We start from the raw sequence: 24,023 nt of genomic DNA, 5'->3' as shown, positions 1-24,023 counted from the left end.
TTATGAGCTCGGCAGAGCTATTTCTTTGTTTTCTGCTGCATTGCTCTTAGCTCTTCCCTGAGTTCTTTACAGGTTCTTTGAGGCGGCAGCATTTGAATAAATCGGCTCTTTTCCTGCTGCTGGAGTTGGTAATGGATGGATAGTTCCGTTATATAGTTATCATCCAGAATATCCTCTATCGGATAGAAATCCCAGAACTGATTCAGACGCCAAAAAAATCTGCCGTCCCCGATCCTGTAAAACTCCGGATTTTCATCCCAGCAGGAACCGAATTTTTCTGTAATGATTGGAAGAATGGATGTTCTATGCATAACAGAGCAATGGTCGACTTGGCAGGGAGCCACCGAGACTATTTTTTTGGCCGGTCTTAATTGCTGTCTCGTAATCTCATCTGATTCATTCAGGTAATTGACCATGGAGGCAGAATACACGATCATGACATCCGGATTATTCTCCAGGTAATTCACCATTTGTTCCAGTCTTGTTTGTCTGTAGCAGTTATCATCAGTCGCATAGGAGATATAATCACCTGACGCTTTAAGCAGGGCTTCATTGATCAGAGCGGCATATCTTACCTTCTCCACTCTCTCCTCCATAGTTTGAATATCACTTTGATAGAACTGGATTCTTGTATCTGCCAGAAAGGGCTCAATAGCTTTGATTGTTGCTGCATTGGAGTTGTCATCCATCAGGAGGAGCTCAAAATCTGTAAATGTCTGATCCACAATGGATTGGATGGACTTTGTTATATATGCCGGCTTGTTATAGCTAGTCATTATTATGGTTACCTTCGCCAATCTAAAACCTCCTTTGTGCTGCTTATTTTCTATAGTATGTCTCTGTAATCAAAACGTAATAGGTTGAAAGGCTATATTGAATAGAATTAAAGCTTCATTAACAATTGCTCTATCCGGTGCTGAAAGGTGTGTGAAGCCAGTACGCGTTCTCTTGCTTTCACGGCGATTTGTTTGCGTTCTTCGTCATGCCCGATATAATAATGAACCTTGTCAAGGAGATCATTTTTACCCAGAAAGGATATACATTCTTTTCCCTCCTCAAAATGAACTCCCAGCTCTTCTTTGTAATCAACAAGCTGAAATGCCTGACAGCTGGCAGCATCAAAGGTGCGGTTATTAATGCTTTTCGCGGCAATGCCCATACGGTTCCTGTTATATTTCTCATCCGCTGGACGGTGGATATTTAAAACAATTTTAGAGCCGTTATAGTATTGAACAGCTGTTTCGGGTCTTACCCAAGCATTCACTGCATTTAAATGCCGGTTCTTCTTTTTTGTCCATTCCTTGTGCAGCCTGCCCCACCCTCTTCCGACGATTTGGACCTGATAGTTGGTGCTCTCCAGCAGGAATTCAACAAGTTCAATCCGGTTACTATAGGGTACGCCTACCAAACAAATATCACTTTTAAACTCATCAGAGACAGGTGCGCAATGAAATATTTCCGGATCTGTTCCCAGCGGGAGATGGTACACGTGCGGATGCCCCATTCCTGTATACTGTTCTAATGCTGCCTGATCTATGGTGAAGATGTAGTCAAAATAAGTGCTGAGCGGAAAGGTCCAGTCCATATAATATGGATCCTCTGTCATCCAAATGGCTGTCTTTGCTTGGGTTTGCTGCAAGAATTCCAATACAGGACTCGGCAGCTTCAAGCCGGCCATTGCTAGAATTAGATCCGGCTGCAATAACTGCTGGGCAAGCTTTAACTCCTCTAAACCTTTATTTAATGAAAAGGATTCACAACAGTGGCCAGCCTTCTGAAACGCTTCTGCTATACTTTGTTCAAAAAAGCAATAAACCGCTCTGAAACCTGAAGTTATAAAAAGAATTTTCATTAGATTTCTTCCTCCCTCAGCTTAATTAACAGTTTTTGGTTTATCGGGATAATGCCACAAACAATAAAAAGACGAAACCATATAATGTTAAATAAAAGTAGTGGAGGTTAAATTATGGCACAACACTTAGTTGAATTCGTCAGAAGCATTATGACCAACCTGGATAATGGCGCTATAGTTCCTGTTGATGGATCACCTAAATTGATATTAGAATTTGGAGTGAATATTCCCGTTGCAACCAATTTTGTTGAATTCACTACAACAGTAGGCTGGCAGGCAACATACCTTTTTGTCACTCCCCCACAACTGCCAAAGCTTTTGCTTCAGATCTATATGGATGGAATCCTTGTGGGCAGTGCTGAACAAAAGTCCATTCCATACGATGAAGATGAACTGATAGAGATGACCACAACATTCCAGACAGTTCTTACGAATGTGTCTACAGAATTTCATGTAGTTCAAGTGTATGCCTCTAACCCGGAGGACCTCCAGGGAGATATCACTCTAACCGGGCCAGTCAATATAACGGGAAAAGTATATGCGCCTGTATAAATTTACTCAGCTTCCCCGGCTGGCCCGGGCGGCGTATACATATCCTATTCTGATACAGCCATTACAACGATAAAGGCCCGAACCTTTTACCTGATCAGGTTAAAAGAATTCGGGCCTTTGCTTTATTTATCTGCATCTAGTACTGGAAAAGTGACCATACTAAGGATCAACATTAACAAGGGAGACGTTTAATATGGATTTGCAAAGCGGTAATTTGTACTGGCCGACGACAGTTTCTTCCCCCCCTTCGTACCCCAGGCTTGAAAACGACATATCCTGCGATGTGTTGATTATCGGTGCGGGAAGCTCCGGCGCCCAGTGTGCAAATATCCTCATTGAACAAGGGCTGTCTGTTGTTGTTGTCGACAAAAGAAAAGCCGGTGAAGGCAGCACCAGTTCAAATACGGCATTGATTCAGTATTCCGGAGAAAAAAGTTTTGTTTCGCTCAGCCGCTCTTTTGGTGAGGAAACGGCTGCCCGTCATCTTAAACTATGCGAGCAAGCTATCAATGACATTGAACGGGTATGCCTTCAGTTACCCATTGATCCAAACTTTATAAGAAGGGATAGCCTGTATTACGCAAGCTCTAAAGAGGATCTTCCTGAATTGAACGAAGAGCTTGTTCTGCTCCGGAAATACAGGTTTAAAGCAGATTTATGGGATGCCGCGCGTATATCCGCACTGTATCCGTTCCGGAAAGAAGCAGCACTTTACTATTACGATGATGCCGAGATGAACCCGCTTAAATTTGTTTACGGGCTTCTTGAGAAAGTGCAATCACAGGGCGGTTTGATTTATGAACACACAGAAATCACGGGCAGGCGTTTTGAACAGGATTATGCACTGTTTTACACCAAAGAAAAACGTGAAATCCGGGCCAGACACGTTATCATCGCGGCCGGTTATGAGGACAGCGACTTTAAAACCGAAAAAAATGCTACCCTGGCCAGCTCTTATGCTGTCATTACGAAGCCGGTTGCCGATCTGTCCGGCTGGCATAAAAGAACATTAATATGGGAAACGGCACGCCCCTATGTATATATGCGTACAACCCCTGACAACCGGGTTATTATCGGCGGAATGGATAAGGATACATCCTACGCGAGAACAAGAGATTCTAAAATTTTGGCAAGCAAGGATAAACTTCTTAAAGCATTTAACACCCTGTTCCCGGACATTCCAGCCGAGCCGGAATACTATTTGGGAGCCTTTTATGGAGGGACGCATGACGGCTTACCTATCATCGGCCAATATGAAAAGTATCCTCATTGTTATTTCCTTATGGCTTACGGAGATAACGGAACGGTGTATAACGGTGTTCTGGCTAAAATTATTGCGGAGAAGATCCTGAATGGATCCAATCCGGATCTGGATATCTACCTGCAAAGCAGGCCTCTTGTTCCACGGTAACAGACATTAAGAACGCCTCACGATAAAAGGCCCGAACCGCTAACCTCTTCTGGTTGCATGGTTCGGGCCTTTTTTACTTATTTATCAGGTTTATCGGGCTGAGGGCTACTTAATATAATTCCTTTTTCTCCAGCAGCCGTTTCAGCTCCTGGCGTTGGCGTTTCTCCCGTTGGCGGCGCTCTTTATCTTCAGCCTGAAGAGCCTTGAGCAGAGAGAAACACATGCCGATTAAGACAATGGCAAAAGGCAAGGCGGCCACAATGGAGGCAGTCTGAAGACCGCTCAACCCGCCGCTGATCAGCAGTACTACTGCTAAGGCAGACTGCAGGATCCCCCAGGTTAATTTGACTCTTGCACTGGGATTCAGCTTGCCGTCTGAAGTCAGCATGCCAAGGACAAAGGTAGCCGAATCGGCTGAGGTGATAAAAAAGATCATGATCAGCAGCGTAGCAATAAAAGCAATTATGGTACCTAGGGGCAGCTGCTCCAATGTAACAAAAAGAGCGGTGGTCGTATCTTCTTTAACGGCTGCTGCCAGTTGGGCTGCATCGAACATTTCCAGGTGAAGCCCCGTACCGCCAAATACTGAAAACCAGATGAAACCAAACAGACTCGGAATAATCATGACGCAAATGACAAACTCCTTGATGGTTCTTCCCTTGGATACCCTGGCGATAAAAGTTCCGACGAAAGGAGCCCAGGCGATCCACCAGGCCCAATAGAATAATGTCCATGCTCCTATCCAGGTTCCTTGTGAAAAAGGCGTTAATCTTAAACTCATATTAATAATATTTTGAAGGTAGCTGCCTAACGTGGTTGTGAATATATCGAGAATAAAAGAGGTCGGACCTGTCGCCCATACGAAAAGCATCAAAAGAATGGCCAGAACAAGGTTTGTGTTGCTAAGGATTTTGATTCCTTTATCCAGACCCGTAGTCGCAGAGATGAGAAACAATACGGTCACTACAGCGATAATTACAATCTGAGAAGTAACAGTATTCGGAATCCCTAACAAATAATCCAATCCTCCGGCAATCTGCAGCGCACCAAGTCCAAGCGAAGTAGCTACCCCGAATATGGTGGCGATAACCGCCAGGATATCGATCATCTTGCCCAGCCAGCCGTTTACCAGACGTTCCCCCAATAAAGGGATAAAGGTTGAACTGATCAAGCCTTTAAAGCCTTTGCGGAACTGGAAGTAAGCAAGTGCCAGGCCGATGACGGCATAGATAGCCCACGGATGCAGTCCCCAGTGAAAAAAGGAATAACGCATGGAAAGCCTTGCAGCTTCTATTGTCCCCCCTTCAACGCCCTCCGGCGGAGATAAATAATGGGATAAAGGTTCAGCCACACCCCAAAATACAAGTCCAATCCCCATACCCGCGCTAAATAGCATGGACAGCCAGGATAACGTGGAATATTCCGGCTCATCCTCGTCATCCCCAAGTCTGATGCTGCCATACCTGCTGAATGCTAAATAGAAGGTGAAGATCAGGAAAAACAGAGTAGCCAATAAATAAAACCAGCCGAAATTTTGAATGGAAAAATTATAAGCGGCGTTGGCTGTATCAGCCAGCTGGTCAGGGGCAAATGCTCCCCATAATGCAAAAATCGCAACAATGGTAATTGCAATGGTGAAAACCATAATGAACCTCCATTTGATCTTAATTTGAACCGTTTCATTCAGTATGTGTTACTTCAGCCTGTAATATTTCGGAAGATCCGGTCTAGGTTATCCCCTCCCCTTCTTATATAATCAAAAACAGCAAAAAGAGCCCGCTTTGTGCAGGCTCCCTCTTTAAAAACGGATAAACGTAATAAAACTGACATAAATAGGACTTTAACATATTCCTAATAGTTAGGCAAATAATCACTGGTTTGCTCTTCATTTCGTCTTCTTGTTGCTGGCCAAGTATGAACATGTTAGTTTTATATATATATTACTTAAAATTTGGGAGGGATTATGAATCTGAAAAAACTGGCGGTATCCGGCGCAGTCCTTCTGCTTGTTGTTGCCGCAGCGATTTTGCTTTTTCGTGACAGAAAAACTGCTGAGACAGGAGATATCAACGGTACTATGACGGTAACTACACCTTATGAGCAGGCTGGTACCCGCTACTCTGCCAAGATTGCTGATAACCGCCTGCAGGTTTATGAGAACAATGCCTGGAAGGATATGCAGATCAAGGGCGTCAATATGGGGATGGCCAAGCCCGGTACGTGGCCCGGAGAAGCCGGAATTACAGAGGATGATTATTACCGCTGGCTGGAAATGATCTCTGATATGAATGCCAATATGATCCGGGTCTATACGCTGCACCCGCCCGGCTTTTATAATGCTCTAAAAAGGTTTAATGATTCGCATGAATCTAAGTTATATGTGATGCACGGCGTATGGATTGAAGAAGAATCCCTTTTTTCCACCATGGATGCCTTCCAGGCGGAGAATCTGGAGCCTTTTAAGCAGGAAATTGAAAACGTTATTAATGTAATCCACGGAAATGCAGAGCTTGCGCCCCGGCCCGGTCACGCCAGCGGCAGCTACAAGGCTGATATTTCCCCATATGTGGCTGCGTGGATCCTGGGAGTCGAATGGGACCCTGACATGGTGCAGCAAACCAATCTTGTGAATGCAAGTGTAGGTGAATACGCGGGCAAATATGTGTATACGGAGAACGCTGCCCCGTTTGAGAACTGGCTTGCCGGTATTTTTGACCATACTCTGGAATATGAGCTAACCAACTATCATTGGCAGCGCCCGATCAGCTTCACCAACTGGGTCACGACAGATCTCCTGGAGCATCCGGCCGAGCCTTCTGACAAAGAAGACATAGTCGCAGTGAACCCCAATGTGATCCATTTAAAAGAGGATATCCATACCGGGCAGTTCGCTTCCTATCACGTGTATCCCTACTATCCTGATTTTTTGAACTATGAGCCTGCTTATCTGGAATACAAAGATCATCGCGGAAATCCCAATAATTATGCCGCTTATCTGAAGGTTCTTAAAGAGGCCCACTCACTCCCCGTTCTCATTGCCGAATTTGGTGTCCCAAGCTCCAGAGGATTGACGCATGAGAATCCCTTCGGTATGAATCAGGGCTTTCTTTCCGAAGCGGAACAGGGCAGAATCAGCGCCAGTTTGTATGAAGATATTATGTACGCAGGAATGATGGGCGGGCTGGTGTTCACCTGGCAGGATGAATGGTTCAAGCGAACCTGGAACACGATGGATTTGGACAACCCGGACAGACGACCCTATTGGTCCAATGCGCAGACCAATGAGCAGCAGTTCGGCCTGTTAAGCTTTGACACGCTCAAAATCCGTGTAGACGGCAGCACAGAGGATTGGGAAGCAAGTGGAGCTTCGCCACTCTACGAAAAGGATTCAGGCCCGCTTCAATCTGCAGATGACGGGCGGGATGAACAGCGGACATTGAATAAGGTATATGTCAATCATGATGAACGCTATCTTTATGTGCGGGTGGACTTCAAGGACATGGATCAAGGTAATCCCTTTGGAGCCATGAATACACTGATCGCATTTAATACCCTTCAAGGCCAAGGTAATACGGACCTTCCGAATGAGACCGGAGTCAGGACTGAAGAAGGGATAGATTTCGTGGTTCAGCTTCAAGGGGAAGACTCATCAAGGATCGTCGTCGACAGCTACTACGATCTGTTCCAGTTCCAATACGGAGAATCCATAGAGGCGCTGTCCTATCCTATTGCCCAAAACAGCGGTATCTTCCACCCGGTCCGACTCGCCCTGAATAAACAATTAACCATTCCTTCCACAGGTGAAGAAGTGCCGTTCTCCTTCTATGAGACAGGGAAGCTTCTGCAGGGCAACGGGAATCCTGAGGCTGAGGATTATAACTCGCTGGCGGATTTCTTTGTTAACCCGGATAAAGCTATGATCGAGCTGCGGCTGCCCTGGTCTCTCCTGAATGTCAAGGACCCGAGTACCCGCGAGATCCACGGAAACGTCTGGGACGGCGGCCTGCAAAACAGCAGCTTCATTGAAGGGATAGATATTGCGGTGATCACTTACAAACCCGGTGCTGACGGAAATGCGGCACCTTTGGGGAGCTCTTCCGGTACTTTGCGGGCGGCAGATTCTTTTCCGGCAACGGGCATGAGCGGCCAGCTCGGCACGATGTCGCGTTACGAATGGGAAGGCTGGGATCTTCCGCAGTCCAAAGAAAGATTGAAGCAATCCTATGCTGTGATTCAGGAGCTGTATGGCAAAGAACAGATAACCGGGGAGTGAGAAAGGAGAAAGAGCCTGTCATGGACAAATTTCAGCAGTTGTTTCTTCAGCAGATGACAGAAAAAATGGGGGTTCTGGCCTCCGCGCCGCTTGTCCCGGAAAGGGAAATTTACCGTTTGGTTCATACCATTAAAGGTACAGCCGGCACTATAGGGTTATCAGAATGGTCAACTGAGGCCGCACGGCTGATGGGGTACCTGCGGGAGGGATCGGAACAGGAATGGCTGGCAGACGATCTGAAAGTGCTGCTTCAGCCGTTATATTCCCTCCTTCCTGCCTGGGAAACGGAGACTGCCGCTGCTTCTGCAGAAATAGAAGCCCCATCCGAAGTTCCTTCTTCTTATACGGCAGCGTCCAGCGGCTCTGAGAAAAAATGCCTGATTGTTATTATAGATGATGATCCGGCCATGCTTAGAGTGCTTAAAGAAACGTTGGAAGCCTGCGGCTGGATGGTTCTGGCCACCTCCCTGCCCTCGAAAGCGCTGGAATGGTGTTATGAGCTGGAGCCGGATTGTGTGGTGCTCGATATTGTTCTGGAGAACAGCAGCGGTTTTGTACTGCTGGACAATATCCGCAGCCGCTGCGAAGAACGGCTCATCCCTACCCTGCTCATGAGCGCCAGGAATGACAAAGCCACCCGGATGAAGAGCTATGCTTCAGGAGCGGATGATTTTATCGCCAAGCCGTTTGACCGCGATGAATTCGCGGCACGCATCGGCCGTCAGCTCTCCAGACGGCTAAGGCTGACTTCCATGCTGATGCTAGATGAGCTCACAGGCGCTTATAACGGCCAATTCTTAAGGAAGGAGCTGGAGCGCTGGCGCAGCGCTTCGGCAGCTGCGGATTCCCCCTTAAGCCTGACGGCACTTGATATTGATGAGTTCCGTAAATGGAATGCCGACGGGGATTATACCAAAGGGGATCAGCTTCTGCGTTCCTTCTCGGCTTATATTTCCTCCCGTCTGCGGGACCAGGACATTTGGGCAAGGGAACGCGCAGACCGCTTTCTGCTGCTGCAGCCCGGCCTGACAGAAGAGGAAGCTGAACATGCTGCCCGGCGGCTGATTCAGGATTTTGCCGGTTTTAAATACAGCCAGAACCCGCAATTACCGCCAACGCTTACCTTTTCTGCCGGTGTAACGGCTGTCAGCAGCAGTGTGCCCGGCGAAGGAATTCTGGAACAGGCAGCTCTGGCCGTTGCGGCCTCCAAAGCGGCCGGCGGTGGAATCTGTACCCGGTATTCAGACAATCAGGCAGACAATGTTCAGGAGCAGACGCTGCGACTGGCTGTAATCGATGATGATGATCTGATCCGCAACCTGCTTACCAAGCAGCTCTCCGATCTTTCGCAGAACCATAATATGGAGATCCGCAATTATAAGGACGGGGAAGAATTCTTCAGTGATGCCTGGCATTCCATGGGGGGCCGTTATCTCCTGGTGCTGGACCGTATGATGCCGCGTATGAACGGCATGGAGGTGCTGCGGAAGCTCCGCGGCGGTGCAGGACACGGCGAGTATACGATTCTTATGCTGACCGGTGTAAATGAGGAACGCGAGATTGCCGAGGCCATTCAGGCCGGGACGGATGATTATTTGACCAAGCCCTTCAGTCTTATAGAGCTGGAAGCCCGGGTAGTCAGACTCTTGCGGGGGATGAATAGATGAACGGCCTTTCTGATATGATCCTGCAGGTTGTACGAATATCCGGTCTTGTACTTATCATCCTGCTGGTGGGTCTGCTGATCTATTTGTCCGTACGCAGAGCAGCAATGAACAAGCGCAATAGCCGTTACAGCCGCGGTCTCCAGCAATTGCTGGAACAGGACTCTGCCCTGCAATTCTTTCTGGAGACAGGCCAAGAACCCCGTGTACTCAACGTCAGCCCGTACCGCCGGTCACCGGTTATCGAGGCGCTGCGAATTCACCTGTCCGTAAGCAGAACAGAGCTGGAAAGATCCCGGATTTATGCATACGCAAGAAAACACCTTCATGATTATTATGCCAGACTGCTGAAGAAGCGCCGGTGGAGTACACGTATTAATGCTCTGCTTGAACTGGAGCTTTTCCGGATAGATTCCCTCCGGGATGAGCTTATCAAGCTGCTTGGCGCAAGACTCTCTGATACTGAAAAGTTCCTCATTCTGCGGACGTTAGCCGGCTTTCAAATGGAAGAGGTTCTGCCCTATCTCCGGGAAGAAGCTTACCTCATGTCGGATTCCCAGCTGCTGCAGCTGCTTTTACCGCTGGAATCCGCTATGCAGAATGCAGTCCTTAGTGAATTCCATGCGTATCCCTTAAGGGTGCAGTGTGCCATGGTAGATGCGCTTCGCCTGCGGAATGAACGCTCGGTTCCGGTCCTTACCCTTCTGGAGTCACTGCTGGACAGCACGGAGCCGGCTCTCCGCCTCTCTGCAATCCTTGCGGTTGCTAATTTCGGATATATCAGTCCGGAAGGTGACAGCAAGCTGATGGCATCTCTCCAGCAGCCGCAAAGCGGATATTCCTGGAGCGAACGGCAGGCACTGGCCCGGCTGATGGGAAGCATCCGTGAGGAGCATTATATTCCGGTCCTGCTGAAATTTCTGGGCGATGAGTCCTATCCTGTCCGTCAGACGGCCAGCGATTCGCTGTCCCGGTACAAATCAGGAGAAGAGCATCTGAGAAGCGCAGCTCACCATCATCCGGACCGTTTTGCCAGAGAAATGGCGGAAGAAGCGCTGGAAAGGAAACGATATGAAGGAGTCTTTTATTGAAATTGTCTATAATATACTGAACAGCTTATCCTACGGGCTGGTATTCTATGTTGCTTTTATAACCCTGGTCTATATTACACTGTTTATTCTTGCCGCGGGAAAGCTGTTCCGGGAAAAGGACATCAAGCCCATCCAATATGACAAGCTCTTGACCAGCGAACTGGCACCTCCCCTGTCTATCCTGGTTCCCGCTTATAACGAGGAGCTTAATATAGTCTGGAGTGTCCGCTCACTCCTTGGAATCAATTATAAGCAGTTTGAAATCATTGTTATTAACGACGGTTCCAAGGATGCAACGGCGAAAAGCCTGATTGAAGAATTTCAAATGGTAGAAATCAAAAGCAGGGTGCAGTGGTCTGGCCTGGGACGGGAAACCAAACCTATACGCGGCATTTACCGTTCCCTGCAGCATCATAATCTGGTGCTCGTCGACAAAGAGAACGGAGGAAAAGCGGATGCTCTCAACGTTGGCATCAATGTAAGCCAATATCCGTATTTTGCCTCACTGGATGGCGATACGGTGCTCGATACCGATGCTTTTATCAAGGTGATGAAGCCTGTAACGGATGCCCTGCCCGGAGAAGAAATTGTCGCCACCGGAGGCAGCGTCGGCATTGCTAACGGGAGCTATGTCGACAGCGGCCATCTCAGCAGCGATAATGTCTTTCTGTCCAGGAAACCGCTGGTCATCATGCAGGTAATTGAATATTTACGGGCATTTCTAATGGGGCGTGTCGGCCTAAGCCGGTACAATCTTCTGCTTATCGTCTCCGGTGCTTTTGGCGTATTTAAGAAAGACTGGGTGATTGAAGCCGGCGGTTATGAACCGGGGACGATCGGTGAGGATATGGAGCTGATTGTCCGGCTGCACCGGCGGATCAGGGAAAAGAAAAGTAAAGCGCGAATTATATATGTTCCGGATCCCGTCTGCTGGACGGAAGCGCCTGAGACTCTGAAGGTTCTTCACCGGCAGCGTACACGCTGGCACCGTGGGCTTTTTGAAAGCCTGTGGAAGCACAAGGTAATGCTCCTGAATCCGCGTTACGGAAGAATCGGAATGGTCGCCATGCCGTATTTTTTATTTGTCGAACTGCTGTCACCAGTGATAGAGCTGCTCGCCATAATTTCTCTGGTACTGGGTATCTCACTCGGTATGGTTAACTTGGAGCTAAGTATGGCCTTGCTTCTGGTGATGGTAATCTACGGTTCCCTCCTATCCGCCGGGGCTGTATTGTTTGAGCAGTGGTACGTTGGCCGCTATAACAAGATTGCCGATTTATTCCGCCTGTTCTTTTATGCGCTCTCAGAGGCATTCTGGTTCCGTCCGCTGATGTTAGCCTGGCGCAGTAAAGGGTTGTACCAGGCCATACGGGGGAAACAGCATCAATGGGGAGATATGGTCCGCAGCAATGTCATGAATTCCAAGAAACCGGGTGCTTAGACGCGAAAGGAAAAACTTAATCCAAATAAGAAGATCATGTCCCTGTGAGATTTGAATCAGGGACATGATTTATGCCATTCTAAATTTAAAATGTAATATCTTAACTTTATATAAAGCACTTTAAATGACATTCTGCAAATTCCGCCAGGGTCCGAGGCTCGCGCCCGGTCAATTGTTGAAAATCCGTGGTAACATGCGCGGCTGTTCCAAGTCTTGTCATCAGGTAAAGTGCAGCCGTTACATTGACATAGGCAGAATCCAGTTTCCGGTGATGGATGTAGTATTGTATATATCTCCAAAAGCTGGGTTTGGCATAATTGATCCTGCGTCCGGTTACTCTGCTTAGAATCTCAGCAACCTGGTAATAATCAAGTGACTCTGAACCAGTTAAGGTGTAGCTGGTGTTCCGGTACAATATCGGTTCACGCAACAAAGTCGCTGCTGCCAGGCCAATATCCGCTGTGTCTATAAAACTTGTTCTGCTCCTCCCTGCCGGAATGAACACCTGGTTCAGTTCTCTAATCTCCGTCGCATGAATCCCTGACAGATTCTGCATGAAGAATCCAGGCCGGATATGGGCATAGGGCAAACCTGCATGCTCTATATATTTCTCGATTTTATGGTGAGGCGGAATCGGGTTCTTCTCAACTCCCATCAAGGAGAGGAAAGCAACCAACTGAATATTCCGATCTTTGAGCGCATCAATAAACGGATACATCTCTTCCGGTTTGCCCATATGGGGAGGCCTGATCAAGAATACTCTGTCAGCACCTTCAACAGCACAGTCATATGTTGCCGGGTTGCTCATATCAAGCAGTACTGTACCGGCATGTGCGCCAAATTTTCGTTTAAGCTTCTCCGTGTCCGTCCCGGCAGCTATGACTTGTTCCCCCATCCGCATCAGCTCTTTGACGACATAAGTCCCGACGTTGCCGGAAGCCCCTGTAACAAGCACGCTCATACCTTATCCCTCTCCATGCAATAAGATTTCATTTGCTTTCATCATCAGCGAGATGAAGGTCTGGAAGTCTTCTCCGCCCATTTGTTTCTCCAATAATTCCAGATTGTAGAAATACACAGAGCTGGCCGTCCTGACAAGTTCAGCCCCTTTCGGGGTCAGCGAGACCGTATAACTTCTCCCATCTGTAGAAGACATGGTTTTCGACAAATAATCTTGCTGGATCAGCGTGTTAATTAAGACGGTTACAGTGGGCTTCGCCACCTTGAAAAAGCTGCTTATCATTAATGGTGTTACAGGTACTTCTTGTTTGCCGGTATAAATTAGGACGCCCATTTCACTGGACCTTACCGGCAAATTTTTCTTAGCATTCATATGCAGGCGGCAAAATAAGCCGATAGTATCTGCACTTTCACTTAAACTTTCATGATCCAATGCCTTAAGCCTCCAATGTAGTTAGTTAAACTAACTATATACTGGCACTAATCTTTAGTTATGTCAATCGATGATATGGTAACATTTTAAAATCAGGTTACCCCTGATAATACTGCTGCTTAATGTCGTCTTCTTAAAATAAAGAGCCTCGCCGTATGGCTGAGGCTCTGAGATATTATAAAATTTAACTTAAAGCATTATATTCCTCTTCATATACAGGCTCTAACCACTCCGGTCTGCCCGCAGTAATGGCGATGTGCTCGAACCAGCTGTCTTTGGCGGCGCCATGCCAGTGTTTGACACCGTCATGGGTGACTATAACATCACCGGCTTTCAAGAACTGTGCAGGTTTACCTTCCTCCTGGTACCAGCCTTCACCGCCGGTTACAAGCAAAATTTGAAAGCCGTCCCGGTGGATATGCCAGTTGTTTCTGCATCCCGGTTCAAAGGTTACATTGCCAACCCCCACATTCACGTCGGGATCAGCCACCAGGCTCTTAAGATAGCTTTGTCCTACAAAATATTGTGCAAAGGCTTCGTTTTTTTCGCCTGACGGAAAAATAACGCCATTTGCAACATTCTCATATTTTGCCATTTTTGTCCCTCCTATAATTTTCCGCCGAATACCGGGAAGAAGCTGTGCTCACCATAGTCCCGGATAGGCTCTGCCTGCTTCAAAGTCTCCATATCTGCATCGCTGATCACAAAGTCGAGCTCTGCATTGTTCCGCATATGATCCGGATTGGCTGTCTTAGGAATGACTGCAAGACCCAGCTGGATACCGTAGCGGAGACAAAGCTGGGCAACTGATACTCCATACTTCTCCGCCATAACCTTCACCTCGGCATGATCAAGGACTGCCCCGTGTGCGATCGGTGAATAAGCCTCAACGAGGATATCGTTCTTTTGGCAGAATTCAATCAGCTCAGCAGGTGTATTGCTGACATGGGCCAGAATCTGGTTGACCATAGGCTTGATTTCACACCCGGCCAGAATATTCTCCAGGTCGTCCTGAAGAAAGTTGGACACGCCGATGGCCTTCACTTTGCCTGCCTTATATGCGCTCTCCAAGGCTCTCCAGGCTTCTTTGTTTTCCTCGAAGTAACGTTTTTCTTCACGGAACTCCTTCCAGGGCTGCGGACTGTGAATGATCAGCAGGTCAATATAATCCAGGCCCAGCTTGGCTAACGATTCATCAATGGACTTGGTAACCTCATTATACGTCTTCAATTCTGCAGCAACCTTTGTCGTAATGAACAGCTCTTCTCTTGCAGCACCGCCGGAACGGATGCCTTCGCCCACACCCCTCTCATTTCCATAAGCCTGGGCCGTATCAATATGGCGATACCCGATGGCTACTGCTTCCCGCACGGCCTGTTCAGCCTGTTGATCGTCAAGCAGCCAGGTGCCGAGTCCCAGCATTGGAATCTCAATGCCATTGGTTAATTTGGAAGTTACGTTATACATAATGTATCTCCTTTATAAACTATTTCGCATCGTATTGCGTTACCGCACATTTGTGTATAATATAAAATGATTAGAAGCCATCTTCAATAATCAGAATCCCGTGTTTTGTGTGTTACCGCACAAATCCTTTATAAATGTACGATATTTTTTAGAGAGCCTGGTGATAGGAAGTGCCCAAAGTAGACAGAAGAATTCTAAAGTCTCAAGAAGCGATCAAAAAAGCTTTTATTGAACTCATGGCTGAAAAAAGCTTCGACCAGATTACCATACAGGATATCTCTGACAGAGCGAACGTCGGCCGCAGGACCATTTATGATCATTATCTGGATAAGTTTGACCTGCTGGACAAGCTGATTGCAGAGCATATCAATGAACTGAGGATGCTGTGCAGAGCAGCGGCTGATCTGAGCTTTGCTGAGGGTAACCTGATGTGGTGTAAATATTTTGAAACGAACTATCCCTTCTTTTCGACCCTTTTAGCCAGTAAAGGAGCCCTCGCCTTCCGCAGCCAATTTCTGGCGTTTGTCATTGATGAGCTGGAGGGCGATGTAAAAGTAGACGAAGGAATAAATCAGGGAATGCGTAAGGATATCATTCTCAAATTTTTCGGAGCTGCCATAGTAGAGACTATCATAGGCTGGATTATGGGCGGATTAATTGAACCCTCCGAACTTGTAGCTGAGCAGATGGGGATATTGCTGGACAGGAACCTGTGATTATGTTAATCGATCATTTTAATAAATTTTGCCGGAACGCCAGCAGCTACAGTATTTTCCGGGACATCCTTAGTTACGACAGATCCTGCGCCTATCACAGAATTGTTTCCAATCGTCACTCCCGGCAGTATTGTTGCATTGGATCCGATCCATACATTGTCGCCAATAATTACGGGAAATGAATTGGTTGTATTTCTGGTTTCTAAGGCCAGGCCATGATTCAGTGTAGCGACCGTAACATTCATGCCGAGGAATGAGCCGTCTCCGATGCTGATGCCTCCCCTGTCCTGAAAAGAGCATCCTGTATTGAAAAACACATTTTTACCAATAACAATATTTTTTCCGAAATCCGTATAGAATGGCGGAAAACACGTGAAGGAATCATCCACTTTGTTCCCTGTGAGTTCACTGAAAATCTCCACAATCTCTTCTCTGGTATGAAAAGACGTATTCAGTGCCATGGTGATCCTTTGGGCTTCAAAGCTGCATTGCAATAACAAGTGATGAAGCTCCTTATCCTCTCCTGAAACAGGATTCCCTTGTCTGCAATAATCCAAAAATTGCTGCATCTCCATTACCGTACCCACCCTTCTCTTTTTTACTTATATTTGATTTTTATCATAAGACGTGAAAATATATATAACAAATACCTATACTAAATACTCAACTATGCTTAATGGCTATAGAAGGAGGCCGATATGGATATCCGTTTGCTAAAATATTTTATTGCGGTAGCGAGCGAGCAGAGCATTTCAGCTGCAGCTCAATATTTGCATTTGTCACAGCCATCGTTATCAAGACAGTTAGGTGAATTGGAAAAGGAACTGGGGGCTGTTCTGTTTACCAGGGGAAACCGGAAAATCACCTTGACCGACGAAGGAAGGTTTTTGCTGAAAAGTGCCAAGGATATTGTTGAATTAGTAGATAAAACGGAAGCGAATTTCAAACAAACATCATCTTTTATCAGCGGAGAAATATACATTGGCGCGGGAGAAACTGAAGCGGTGCAGCTGATTGCCAGAACGTTCAAATCATTGCTGGAAAAGTATCCGGATATCCAGTTTCATTTATTTAGCGGCAATGCGGATGATATCAGCGACAAGTTAGACAGCGGATTATTAGACTTCGGTATTGTAATTGAACCCGCTGACAAACAAAAATATGACTACGTAAAACTGCCTGCTGTAGATGTATGGGGCGTATTGATGCGAAAGGATAGTGAACTGGCGGATAGACCTTTTGTCGAGCCTGCGGATTTAACAGATAAACCTCTGCTTATCTCCCGGCAAACTGCAGTCAGCAATGAATTGTCAGGATGGTTGGGTCAGGATATCGAAGGATTAAATGTTGTGGGGACCTACAACCTGCTGTACAATGCTGCATTAATGGTTGAGGAAGGGATTGGTTATGCCTTATGTATAGACAAGCTTATTAATACTTCCGGGAACAGCAAGCTTTGCTTCAAACCATTAAACCCCGGACTGGAGGCCAATTTAAATGTGATATGGAAAAAGCATCAGGTGTTCTCTAGTGCAGCAAAAAAATTTCTAGAGGAGCTGCGAAATCAAATTCGCATTTGACACCTTGCTGTCTTGATGATATATTGTGCATGCACAACATACACAATATTTTTAAGGAGTGAGGCCGGTGTTTGTGTTAGATGTTAAAAATTTAACAAAAAAATATGAACATTTTTCATTGCAAGACGTGTCTTTTCAAATGGAAAAAGGTTATATCATGGGCTTTATCGGTTCCAATGGTGCGGGCAAAACCACGACGATCAAATCGATTTTGAATCTGATCAGCATGGACAGCGGCGAGATACATATTATGGGAAAAAATATAACGGAGCGGAATGTCGAATTGAAACAAGAAATAGGCTACGCCTTTGGAGAGATTGATTTTTATACCCGCAGTAAAATCAAAACGTTAACGAATGTAATCAAAACGTTCTACCGGAACTGGGATGATGAGACCTATCATAAATATCTGAAAAAATTTAATCTGGTTGAAGATAAAAAAATAGCTCAATTATCTACCGGAATGAAAGTCAAATACAACCTGGCCATTGCTCTGTCGCACGGTGCCAAGCTTCTGATACTCGACGAGCCGACAAGCGGACTTGATCCGGCTGCCAGGGACAATCTGCTGAGTATATTCCAAGAGCTTGTGCAGGATGGGGAAATCAGCATCCTCTTCTCCACCCACATCACTTCAGACCTTGAAAAATGCGCCGATTATATTACCTACATCCATAACGGACAGATTATTAACAGCGCAGGGAAAGAAGATTTTGTCGATACATACCGGCTGTTGAACGGGAAAAAAGAGCAGCTGGAGCTGGTCAAGAACCGGCTGATTTCCTGCAAAATAAATTCTTTCGGCTTTACAGGCTTGATTCATACCAAAGATTTAGATCCGTCTTCAGGTATTAAATCCACCCTGCCTAATCTTGAAGAGATTATGATTTACTATTCGAGAAAGGATGAGATCAATGTATAACCTGCTGCTGAAGGAACTCAAATTAGGAGTAAGTCCTTTCTTTTACGTACTGCCCTTTTTGACAGGGGCTTTAATGCTAATTCCGGGGTGGATTTATTTCATTGTTATTCTATACTTTGGCTTTATTACGATACCGAATATGTTCGGGGGATATAAAAGCCAAAACGATCTGATGTTCACGGGCATGCTGCCTGTATCTAAAAAGGATATTGTCAAAGCGCGGATAACCTTTGTGGTCATTCTGGAGTTCTTGCATCTGGTTATCGCCATAATTTACGGGTTCATTACTGTCCGTTTGTATCCGGATCTGGACTATATTTTCTTTGCGCCAACCTTTGGTTTCTGGGGATTATGCCTGGTCATGCTGGCGGTCTTCAATATGATCTTTTTTCCTATGTATTACAAGACAGCCTATAACTACGGCGCAGCCACGATTGTATCCGTAACCTCGGCTTCACTGTTCGCGATTGCCGCAGAATGGCTGAGTATACAAAACCCGGCGGTGCATGAGCTGTTCAAAGGAAACGGTGCCGACAATTTGGCCGTTCAGCTCTGCATCCTGCTCATTGGTTTTGGGATTTTTGCAATATTTACGATTTTCGCTTATCATATTGCCAATAAACGATTTGTGAAAGTGGAAATTTAATGAATATTGCGATTTCGAACACCTCGGAAAAACCGATTTATCAACAGATATTTGAACAAATCAGCGCCCAAATTCTCAAGGGTGAGCTGGAAAGCGGCTATAGCCTTCCGCCCATCCGGCAAGCAGCTGTCGAGCTCCATGTCAGTATCATCACGGTGAAAAAAGCATGGGAAGAACTCGAACGCTGCGGTTTGATTTATACGGTGACTGGTAAAGGCTGTTTTGTCACAGAGCTCTCGTCCGGTGAAATGCTCCGGAAGCGTAACGAAATGATTTTGAAGCAGATGACTGTTGACACTTCCTATTACAAATCCTTCGGGCTTACCTTAGAAGAAGTTGTTGAGCTTATGAAGGAGATCTATTGAAGGTATTACGGGACATATAAAAAAACGCAGCCCACCCGGCTGCGTTTTTTCTTTACAAGTATTAAATCTCAATATTCAATGTATTGTTACTGGAATCTAATTTCAGGGTTGCGCCGAGGCCTGTAATGGCTTGTATTGGGATATAGGTAATTCCGTTAATCGCTTTAGGGGCCAGGCTTAGCGCAGCGGATTTACCGTTATTGAATATTGTTTTGCTTCCAATTGTTAGGGTTACCTTTAATTTTCCTTTGGTCAGGCCAATCGCTGCACTGGCGGGATCGTATGTAAACGATGCATCTATGGCTTCGGCAATGTCGCGTAAAGGAAGCAGATTGCTGCCCTGATATTGTACAGGCTTGTTGGTAAAATCAATTTTCTGTCCGTTTACATACACCTTCAGGGAAGATTGCGTATATTGGGGTTTGGCTTCTTTCGGTTTTGTTGTTTTGGTAGATGAAGAACTGCCTGAAGAAGAACTGCCCGAGCTGCTGGACGGTTTAGGACTTGAGGAAGACCCGCCACCATTATGGTAATGATATTCGCCGTACTCTAAACCCCATTTGGAACAATTCGTCTTGCATGTATGACCGCCATTTGAATCTGTCCGCCCTGGATGAGCTGACCCGCTTGCTGCACTGGATAAAAGAATTAAAGACAGTAAAGAAGTAACAAGGACCTTTTTATTCATTATGTACACTCTCCTGCTGGTTCTATTTACCTATGAATCATAACATAGTAAATATCATAAAGGAATATATTTACTGGCATTAATTATGAGATTTATCACTCACACAAAAAAAAGAGAGCCGCCTGTATCAGGAGCTCTCCTTACGTAATTTAGTGGTCGAGGAATACAAGCTGGATGAAGAACAATACCGCAAAAATATAGAAAACCGGATGCACATCTTTGCCTTTTCCACGAAGCAGCTTGAGTACCGGATAGAAAATGAACCCGACGCCGATGCCTGTTGCAATACTGTGTGTCAGCGGAGTGAGGATGATAATCAGGAAAGCAGGAAAGGCTTCTTCGAGATCATCCCACTTGATTTTGCTGATCACGTTGATCATAAAGTACCCGACAATAATTAATGCCGGTGAAGTGATTGCCGGAATGCCGGATATCACACTTACGATAGGTGTAAAGAACAAAGTAAGCGCAAGCAGCACACTTACCGTCACCGCCGTCAGTCCTGTTCTCCCGCCTGCAGCCACTCCTGTGCTGGACTCGATATAAGCCGATGTAGGACTTGTTCCGAGCAAAGCACCGGTGGTAGTCCCTACCGCATCTGCCAGCAGCGCGCCGCGAGAACGCGGGAATTTCCCGTCTTTAAGCAGTCCTGCCTGTTCGGCGACACCGAGCATCGTTCCTGTCGTATCAAACAGCGTAATGAGCAGGAAGGTGAAGATAATGGTATACAAGCCATTTGTGAATACGCCTGCCAGGTCCAGATGGAAAGCCGTAGACGTGAGCCCCTGCGGTACGGACATAATGGATTCCGGCATTTGAAACAAGCCCATCATCCAGGCAAGGATTGCTGTAATCACCATTCCGATGAACAGATAACCTTTAACATTGTAAGCCATCAGGACGACTGTAATAAGGAGTCCGATTATGGTCAGGTAAGTCATGGGCTCGGCCAGATTTCCGATAGAAATCAGATTGGATTCGGAAGCGACGATAATTCCGGCATTTTGCAGTCCTACCGTTGTAATAAACAGTCCGATCCCTGCTGTTATTGCATGCTTCAAGCTTGCAGGAATGGCATCAAGCAGCATATAACGAAATGAGGTAAGCGATAAAATGATAAATAAAAGCCCTGCGATAAATACAGCCCCGAGTGCAACCTGCCAGGTTACCCCGTATCCCGCAACTACACTATAGGCAAAAAATGCATTTAATCCCATCCCGGGTGCCAGGACGATCGGATAATTGGACCACAGCCCCATGATCAGAGTCGCGACAATGCTCGCCACCACTGTAGCAATGAATACTCCGTTAAAATCCATCCCGGTGCTGCTGAGTATACCCGGGTTAACGATCACTATGTATACCATCGTGAAAAATGTTGTGATCCCGGCAATAATTTCTGTTGAAACGCTCGTGCCTCTTTCTTTCAGTTTGAACCAGTTGTCCATGGTAAAGCCAGCCTCCAGCCTGCAAATTATGTTCTGAGTTGAAAACAAAAAAAATCCTAATCTTCATATAGGATGGTAATATCACCGCTCCTATATTCGTTTTAGGATTTATTAGGATTTAACAGATGTTTTAACCTGATGCCCCTTTCGAATTTTAATAAATATAACATGCTTTGTCAACGAATTACCTGTTTGCCCGGCTTCATTAGCCAAGTTTATTCCCGTAAGTCAAGTTGCAATGTCTTGCCGAGTTCCACCTGCTCAGGCTCAGAAATAACCTCGATCTTATAATTTTTTTCATCAGGTGCCATAACAGATATACTGTATGTTTCCTTTCCTGCCAGAGGATAAAGCCTGCCGCTGCGGTATCCCTCCTGATCAACATAAAGCCGCTTATATAACTCTGGAGAACCTAATACATCAGCGGTGTAAGCCGGTATGTTAAACTCCATTCCCTTCAGGCTATCTGCATCCTGGTGAACCGAGAACTGCAGCATCCCATCCTTGTATTGCGGCACAGAGATTACCAAATCTTTGTCCATGAAACGGACGGTCTGCGGCGATGCATGTCCCGGAGTCAGCATAAACGAGCCGATTTGCGAGATCTGTATTTTGCCGATACGCAGATTCAGACTTTGTACCGCATCATTAAAATATGGAGAGCCCGCAAATACAAGACTGATCCTGTCTGAGCCGCTCCGCCCCGGAACTTCTTTAAGATGGGAATAGCTTTCGAACGGATAGACATTCCCTTTGTCGTCCGTCAGCTCCAGCTGCAGATCTTCATAATCAAGGTTCAAAATGTGACGTTCAGCCTCATCCAGCTTCACTTCCAGAGCCGTGTTGACTGGTGTAATCTGCAGCTTATCCACTGTTAAAGACTTGACGCCTGAATTTCCTGAGACGGAAACTGAACGGTTAACCGCAATCTCCCAATCTTTCAACAGCTGCGTCTTATCAAAGCCCACTTCAATGATATGTTTGTCCGGTACCTCTTGTCCCTCAACGGGAACATAGAGAGCGAAGCTCAGCTTAGAAGGATCCCCAGCGAGAAAAGCGCTGACCTTTGCCGGGTTCAGCTTTTGCTCTACAGGTATGGCCATAACCGGCTCGCCTGTTTGTTCATCATAGGTTACATGCAGTATTCCCGTTTCAGCACCATCCGCAAAATCAAGATTCTGCACATGATAACCCGCTGCATACTGGTCGAGGCCTTCAGTGCCGTCCGGATGGGTCATGAGATGCGCTGCCATTCCCTTGAACTGGATAAACGCTTTATACATCAATTTATCACCTGTCAGGTATACATCACTGAGCGTAACTCTGGTATCGGCAAATTGCCGGACAACCTGCTCAAACGGACGGTAATTGTGGTCGCTGGCGTTCTGGACACCGTCCCTGCTGCGAAGTCCGTCCAGCCATTCCGCCGCGATTGCGAACCCGGGTATGCCGCTTACCATACCGGCAAAGACCGGGGAGACCTGAGTCGTAAATAGGGCCGCGGCCAGCACTGTACTGCAAGCCGTCAGGCCGATTGCTGCTCTTCTCATTCTATACTGTCCCGCTGTGCCGCCGCGGCGCCAGGAATGTTCCGCCTTTACCGTCTCCGAAGCGTGTAGAACAATGTTTCTTGCAAATTCGTGCAAAGAATCCGGCGCGTTGATTTCCTCCAGTTTGTGGCGCAGCTCACGGTCTGCTTTCTGCTCAAACATTAAATATCACCTGCTTTGAGTCCGTATTTTGGTTTAGCTTCAGCAATTTCATCCTTGCATGATACAGTCTGGATTTTACTGTCCCGGCCTTAACACCGAGTATTTCCGCGATCTCTTCAACCGTCATTTCGTGGTAATAATACAGGACAATGACGCAGCGGTGGCGCTTGTTCAGCGACAACACTTGCTGAAGCAGCTGCTCCTCCGCTTCCTTCTTGACCACGGCATCGAGCGGCTGCTGCCTCTGGTCAGCCAATTCGCCTTGCTTCATTTCACCCGTTTTCTTCAGCCTCCGGCTGCGTTCGCGTGCGAGATCCATCGCCCGCATCGCCGCCACCTTTTTGAACCATGGCCCAAAGCTGCGGATCTGCTTGCCGTTCATTATGCTGCGATAGGCTTCGAGCATGGCATTCTGGACAGCATCCTCGGCCAGATGCGGGGAACGTAAAATGGCGTAAGCCGCACTGTATACCCGGTTCATAAACGGCTTAACCAGCTTATAAAATGCGTCAGCATCCCCTGCACGGCAGCGGCTTATCAAGTAAGGTTCGTCCTCCACCTCTTCCTTCATCTTCAATACCTCCCGTTATTAAGTTACAGTATATAGGCGCCGTAAGGGCGGCCTTGGTTCATTTTTGTTCTGATGAATATGAATACATCTATTTATCGGAACAGCGGGCTTTTGTTAAAAGCCTCTTTAACCGATGCAGCGGAAAGCGTATTTCCCACAATAATACGGGTTCCTGACAGACAATTTTAGTGGGTGTGCTGGCGTTATCCTGCCTTACCCGCACAAAAAACC

The 24,023-nt window shown here is 46.6% G+C and carries 23 protein-coding genes; 11 read left to right on the top strand and 12 right to left on the bottom strand.

The window, feature by feature from the left end; translation table 11 throughout:
- Positions 1-17 precede the first annotated feature (17 nt).
- Together C2I18_RS27625 and C2I18_RS27620 are read right to left on the bottom strand one after the other, a co-directional pair.
- Complete coding sequence (locus C2I18_RS27625) at positions 18-797, bottom strand: glycosyltransferase family 2 protein (RefSeq protein WP_249898898.1); 780 nt, start codon at positions 795-797, stop codon at positions 18-20.
- Positions 798-883: 86 nt separating this feature from the next.
- Positions 884-1,852, bottom strand: a complete 969-nt coding sequence (locus C2I18_RS27620; protein WP_249898897.1) for a CgeB family protein — start codon at positions 1,850-1,852, stop codon at positions 884-886.
- A gap of 114 nt (positions 1,853-1,966) precedes the next feature.
- Here C2I18_RS27620 and C2I18_RS27615 point away from each other — a divergent pair, with 114 nt between their 5' ends.
- Together C2I18_RS27615 and C2I18_RS27610 are read left to right on the top strand one after the other, a co-directional pair.
- On the top strand, positions 1,967-2,404 hold the full coding sequence (locus C2I18_RS27615) for a hypothetical protein (RefSeq protein ID WP_249898896.1): 438 nt from the start codon (positions 1,967-1,969) through the stop codon (positions 2,402-2,404).
- Positions 2,405-2,597: 193 nt separating this feature from the next.
- Positions 2,598-3,815: an NAD(P)/FAD-dependent oxidoreductase gene (locus tag C2I18_RS27610; protein WP_249898895.1), complete on the top strand. Its 1,218-nt coding sequence runs from the start codon at positions 2,598-2,600 to the stop codon at positions 3,813-3,815.
- A gap of 109 nt (positions 3,816-3,924) precedes the next feature.
- Here C2I18_RS27610 and C2I18_RS27605 read toward each other — a convergent pair whose 3' ends face one another.
- A complete protein-coding gene (locus tag C2I18_RS27605) occupies positions 3,925-5,460 on the bottom strand; it encodes a glycine betaine uptake BCCT transporter (protein ID WP_249898894.1) in 1,536 nt (511 codons plus the stop codon).
- 318 nt (positions 5,461-5,778) lie between these two features.
- Between C2I18_RS27605 and C2I18_RS27600 the strand changes: the two genes are divergently transcribed.
- The 4 genes from C2I18_RS27600 to C2I18_RS27585 are packed head-to-tail and all read left to right on the top strand — an operon-like array spanning position 5,779 to position 12,284.
- Positions 5,779-8,088, top strand: coding sequence for a hypothetical protein (locus C2I18_RS27600; protein WP_249898893.1), 2,310 nt, complete (start codon positions 5,779-5,781; stop codon positions 8,086-8,088).
- Positions 8,089-8,108: 20 nt separating this feature from the next.
- Positions 8,109-9,755: a response regulator transcription factor gene (locus tag C2I18_RS27595; RefSeq protein WP_249898892.1), complete on the top strand. Its 1,647-nt coding sequence runs from the start codon at positions 8,109-8,111 to the stop codon at positions 9,753-9,755.
- Positions 9,752-10,843 carry a HEAT repeat domain-containing protein gene (locus tag C2I18_RS27590; RefSeq protein WP_249898891.1) on the top strand — a complete coding sequence of 364 codons (1,092 nt, stop codon included), beginning with the start codon at positions 9,752-9,754 and terminating at the stop codon, positions 10,841-10,843. Before C2I18_RS27595 ends, C2I18_RS27590 begins: the two co-directional genes overlap by 4 nt.
- Complete coding sequence (locus C2I18_RS27585; protein WP_249898890.1) at positions 10,824-12,284, top strand: glycosyltransferase family 2 protein; 1,461 nt, start codon at positions 10,824-10,826, stop codon at positions 12,282-12,284. Before C2I18_RS27590 ends, C2I18_RS27585 begins: the two co-directional genes overlap by 20 nt.
- Positions 12,285-12,390: 106 nt before the next feature.
- On the opposite strand, the gene C2I18_RS27580 is transcribed toward C2I18_RS27585, so the two are convergent.
- From C2I18_RS27580 to C2I18_RS27565, 4 genes are all read right to left on the bottom strand, one after another.
- Entirely contained in the window at positions 12,391-13,245 is an 855-nt protein-coding gene (locus tag C2I18_RS27580; protein ID WP_249898889.1) for an SDR family oxidoreductase, read from the bottom strand.
- Positions 13,246-13,248: 3 nt separating this feature from the next.
- Positions 13,249-13,677 (bottom strand): MarR family winged helix-turn-helix transcriptional regulator, encoded by a 429-nt coding sequence (locus C2I18_RS27575; protein WP_249898888.1) that lies wholly within the window; start codon positions 13,675-13,677, stop codon positions 13,249-13,251.
- 184 nt (positions 13,678-13,861) lie between these two features.
- Positions 13,862-14,272, bottom strand: a complete 411-nt coding sequence (locus C2I18_RS27570) for a cupin domain-containing protein (protein WP_249898887.1) — start codon at positions 14,270-14,272, stop codon at positions 13,862-13,864.
- An 11-nt stretch (positions 14,273-14,283) separates the two neighbouring features.
- A complete protein-coding gene (locus tag C2I18_RS27565) occupies positions 14,284-15,144 on the bottom strand; it encodes an aldo/keto reductase (RefSeq protein ID WP_249898886.1) in 861 nt (286 codons plus the stop codon).
- Positions 15,145-15,314: 170 nt separating this feature from the next.
- On the opposite strand from C2I18_RS27565, the gene C2I18_RS27560 reads away from it, so the two are divergent.
- A complete protein-coding gene (locus C2I18_RS27560; RefSeq protein WP_249898885.1) occupies positions 15,315-15,860 on the top strand; it encodes a TetR/AcrR family transcriptional regulator in 546 nt (181 codons plus the stop codon).
- A 5-nt stretch (positions 15,861-15,865) separates the two neighbouring features.
- On the opposite strand, the gene C2I18_RS27555 is transcribed toward C2I18_RS27560, so the two are convergent.
- Entirely contained in the window at positions 15,866-16,360 is a 495-nt protein-coding gene (locus tag C2I18_RS27555; RefSeq protein ID WP_249898884.1) for a sugar O-acetyltransferase, read from the bottom strand.
- 198 nt (positions 16,361-16,558) lie between these two features.
- Between C2I18_RS27555 and C2I18_RS27550 the strand changes: the two genes are divergently transcribed.
- From C2I18_RS27550 to C2I18_RS27535, 4 genes are all read left to right on the top strand, one after another.
- Positions 16,559-17,440, top strand: a complete 882-nt coding sequence (locus C2I18_RS27550; protein ID WP_249898883.1) for a LysR family transcriptional regulator — start codon at positions 16,559-16,561, stop codon at positions 17,438-17,440.
- 67 nt (positions 17,441-17,507) lie between these two features.
- A complete protein-coding gene (locus C2I18_RS27545; RefSeq protein WP_249898882.1) occupies positions 17,508-18,362 on the top strand; it encodes an ABC transporter ATP-binding protein in 855 nt (284 codons plus the stop codon).
- Positions 18,346-19,008 carry an ABC-2 transporter permease gene (locus tag C2I18_RS27540; RefSeq protein ID WP_342760324.1) on the top strand — a complete coding sequence of 221 codons (663 nt, stop codon included), beginning with the start codon at positions 18,346-18,348 and terminating at the stop codon, positions 19,006-19,008. The genes C2I18_RS27545 and C2I18_RS27540 overlap by 17 nt, the downstream gene beginning before the upstream one ends.
- On the top strand, positions 19,008-19,373 hold the full coding sequence (locus C2I18_RS27535; protein ID WP_249898881.1) for a GntR family transcriptional regulator: 366 nt from the start codon (positions 19,008-19,010) through the stop codon (positions 19,371-19,373). The genes C2I18_RS27540 and C2I18_RS27535 overlap by 1 nt, the downstream gene beginning before the upstream one ends.
- A 61-nt stretch (positions 19,374-19,434) precedes the next feature.
- Here the strand turns inward: C2I18_RS27535 and C2I18_RS27530 are convergent, their stop codons facing one another.
- The 4 genes from C2I18_RS27530 to C2I18_RS27515 all read right to left on the bottom strand — a co-directional run bounded on the left by C2I18_RS27530 (position 19,435) and on the right by C2I18_RS27515 (position 23,792).
- A complete protein-coding gene (locus tag C2I18_RS27530; protein ID WP_249898880.1) occupies positions 19,435-20,061 on the bottom strand; it encodes a copper amine oxidase N-terminal domain-containing protein in 627 nt (208 codons plus the stop codon).
- A 149-nt stretch (positions 20,062-20,210) separates the two neighbouring features.
- Positions 20,211-21,509, bottom strand: a complete 1,299-nt coding sequence (locus C2I18_RS27525) for an NCS2 family permease (protein ID WP_249898879.1) — start codon at positions 21,507-21,509, stop codon at positions 20,211-20,213.
- A gap of 215 nt (positions 21,510-21,724) precedes the next feature.
- Positions 21,725-23,221, bottom strand: a complete 1,497-nt coding sequence (locus C2I18_RS27520; protein WP_249898878.1) for a DUF5643 domain-containing protein — start codon at positions 23,219-23,221, stop codon at positions 21,725-21,727.
- The gene (locus tag C2I18_RS27515; protein WP_249898877.1) at positions 23,214-23,792 is read right to left on the bottom strand and encodes an RNA polymerase sigma factor; all 579 of its coding nucleotides are present in this window, start codon (positions 23,790-23,792) and stop codon (positions 23,214-23,216) included. The genes C2I18_RS27520 and C2I18_RS27515 overlap by 8 nt, the downstream gene beginning before the upstream one ends.
- Positions 23,793-24,023 lie beyond the last annotated feature (231 nt).

Source organism: Paenibacillus sp. PK3_47, from assembly GCF_023520895.1.
Classification (GTDB): Bacteria; Bacillota; Bacilli; order Paenibacillales; family Paenibacillaceae; genus Paenibacillus_AQ.
This window is presented reverse-complemented; position numbering and strand designations above follow the sequence as displayed.

What these genes read in the sequence shown, in the direction of transcription:
- C2I18_RS27620 (WP_249898897.1), bottom strand. Translation starts at nt 1,852, where the DNA reads ATGAAAATTCTTTTTATAACTTCAGGTTTCAGAGCGGTTTATTGCTTT.
- C2I18_RS27615 (WP_249898896.1), top strand. Translation starts at nt 1,967, where the DNA reads ATGGCACAACACTTAGTTGAATTCGTCAGAAGCATTATGACCAACCTG.
- C2I18_RS27610 (WP_249898895.1), top strand. Translation starts at nt 2,598, where the DNA reads ATGGATTTGCAAAGCGGTAATTTGTACTGGCCGACGACAGTTTCTTCC.
- C2I18_RS27605 (WP_249898894.1), bottom strand. Translation starts at nt 5,460, where the DNA reads ATGGTTTTCACCATTGCAATTACCATTGTTGCGATTTTTGCATTATGG.
- C2I18_RS27600 (WP_249898893.1), top strand. Translation starts at nt 5,779, where the DNA reads ATGAATCTGAAAAAACTGGCGGTATCCGGCGCAGTCCTTCTGCTTGTT.
- C2I18_RS27595 (WP_249898892.1), top strand. Translation starts at nt 8,109, where the DNA reads ATGGACAAATTTCAGCAGTTGTTTCTTCAGCAGATGACAGAAAAAATG.
- C2I18_RS27590 (WP_249898891.1), top strand. Translation starts at nt 9,752, where the DNA reads ATGAACGGCCTTTCTGATATGATCCTGCAGGTTGTACGAATATCCGGT.
- C2I18_RS27585 (WP_249898890.1), top strand. Translation starts at nt 10,824, where the DNA reads ATGAAGGAGTCTTTTATTGAAATTGTCTATAATATACTGAACAGCTTA.
- C2I18_RS27580 (WP_249898889.1), bottom strand. Translation starts at nt 13,245, where the DNA reads ATGAGCGTGCTTGTTACAGGGGCTTCCGGCAACGTCGGGACTTATGTC.
- C2I18_RS27570 (WP_249898887.1), bottom strand. Translation starts at nt 14,272, where the DNA reads ATGGCAAAATATGAGAATGTTGCAAATGGCGTTATTTTTCCGTCAGGC.
- C2I18_RS27565 (WP_249898886.1), bottom strand. Translation starts at nt 15,144, where the DNA reads ATGTATAACGTAACTTCCAAATTAACCAATGGCATTGAGATTCCAATG.
- C2I18_RS27550 (WP_249898883.1), top strand. Translation starts at nt 16,559, where the DNA reads ATGGATATCCGTTTGCTAAAATATTTTATTGCGGTAGCGAGCGAGCAG.
- C2I18_RS27540 (WP_342760324.1), top strand. Translation starts at nt 18,346, where the DNA reads ATGAGATCAATGTATAACCTGCTGCTGAAGGAACTCAAATTAGGAGTA.
- C2I18_RS27535 (WP_249898881.1), top strand. Translation starts at nt 19,008, where the DNA reads ATGAATATTGCGATTTCGAACACCTCGGAAAAACCGATTTATCAACAG.
- C2I18_RS27530 (WP_249898880.1), bottom strand. Translation starts at nt 20,061, where the DNA reads ATGAATAAAAAGGTCCTTGTTACTTCTTTACTGTCTTTAATTCTTTTA.
- C2I18_RS27525 (WP_249898879.1), bottom strand. Translation starts at nt 21,509, where the DNA reads ATGGACAACTGGTTCAAACTGAAAGAAAGAGGCACGAGCGTTTCAACA.
- C2I18_RS27520 (WP_249898878.1), bottom strand. Translation starts at nt 23,221, where the DNA reads ATGTTTGAGCAGAAAGCAGACCGTGAGCTGCGCCACAAACTGGAGGAA.
- C2I18_RS27515 (WP_249898877.1), bottom strand. Translation starts at nt 23,792, where the DNA reads ATGAAGGAAGAGGTGGAGGACGAACCTTACTTGATAAGCCGCTGCCGT.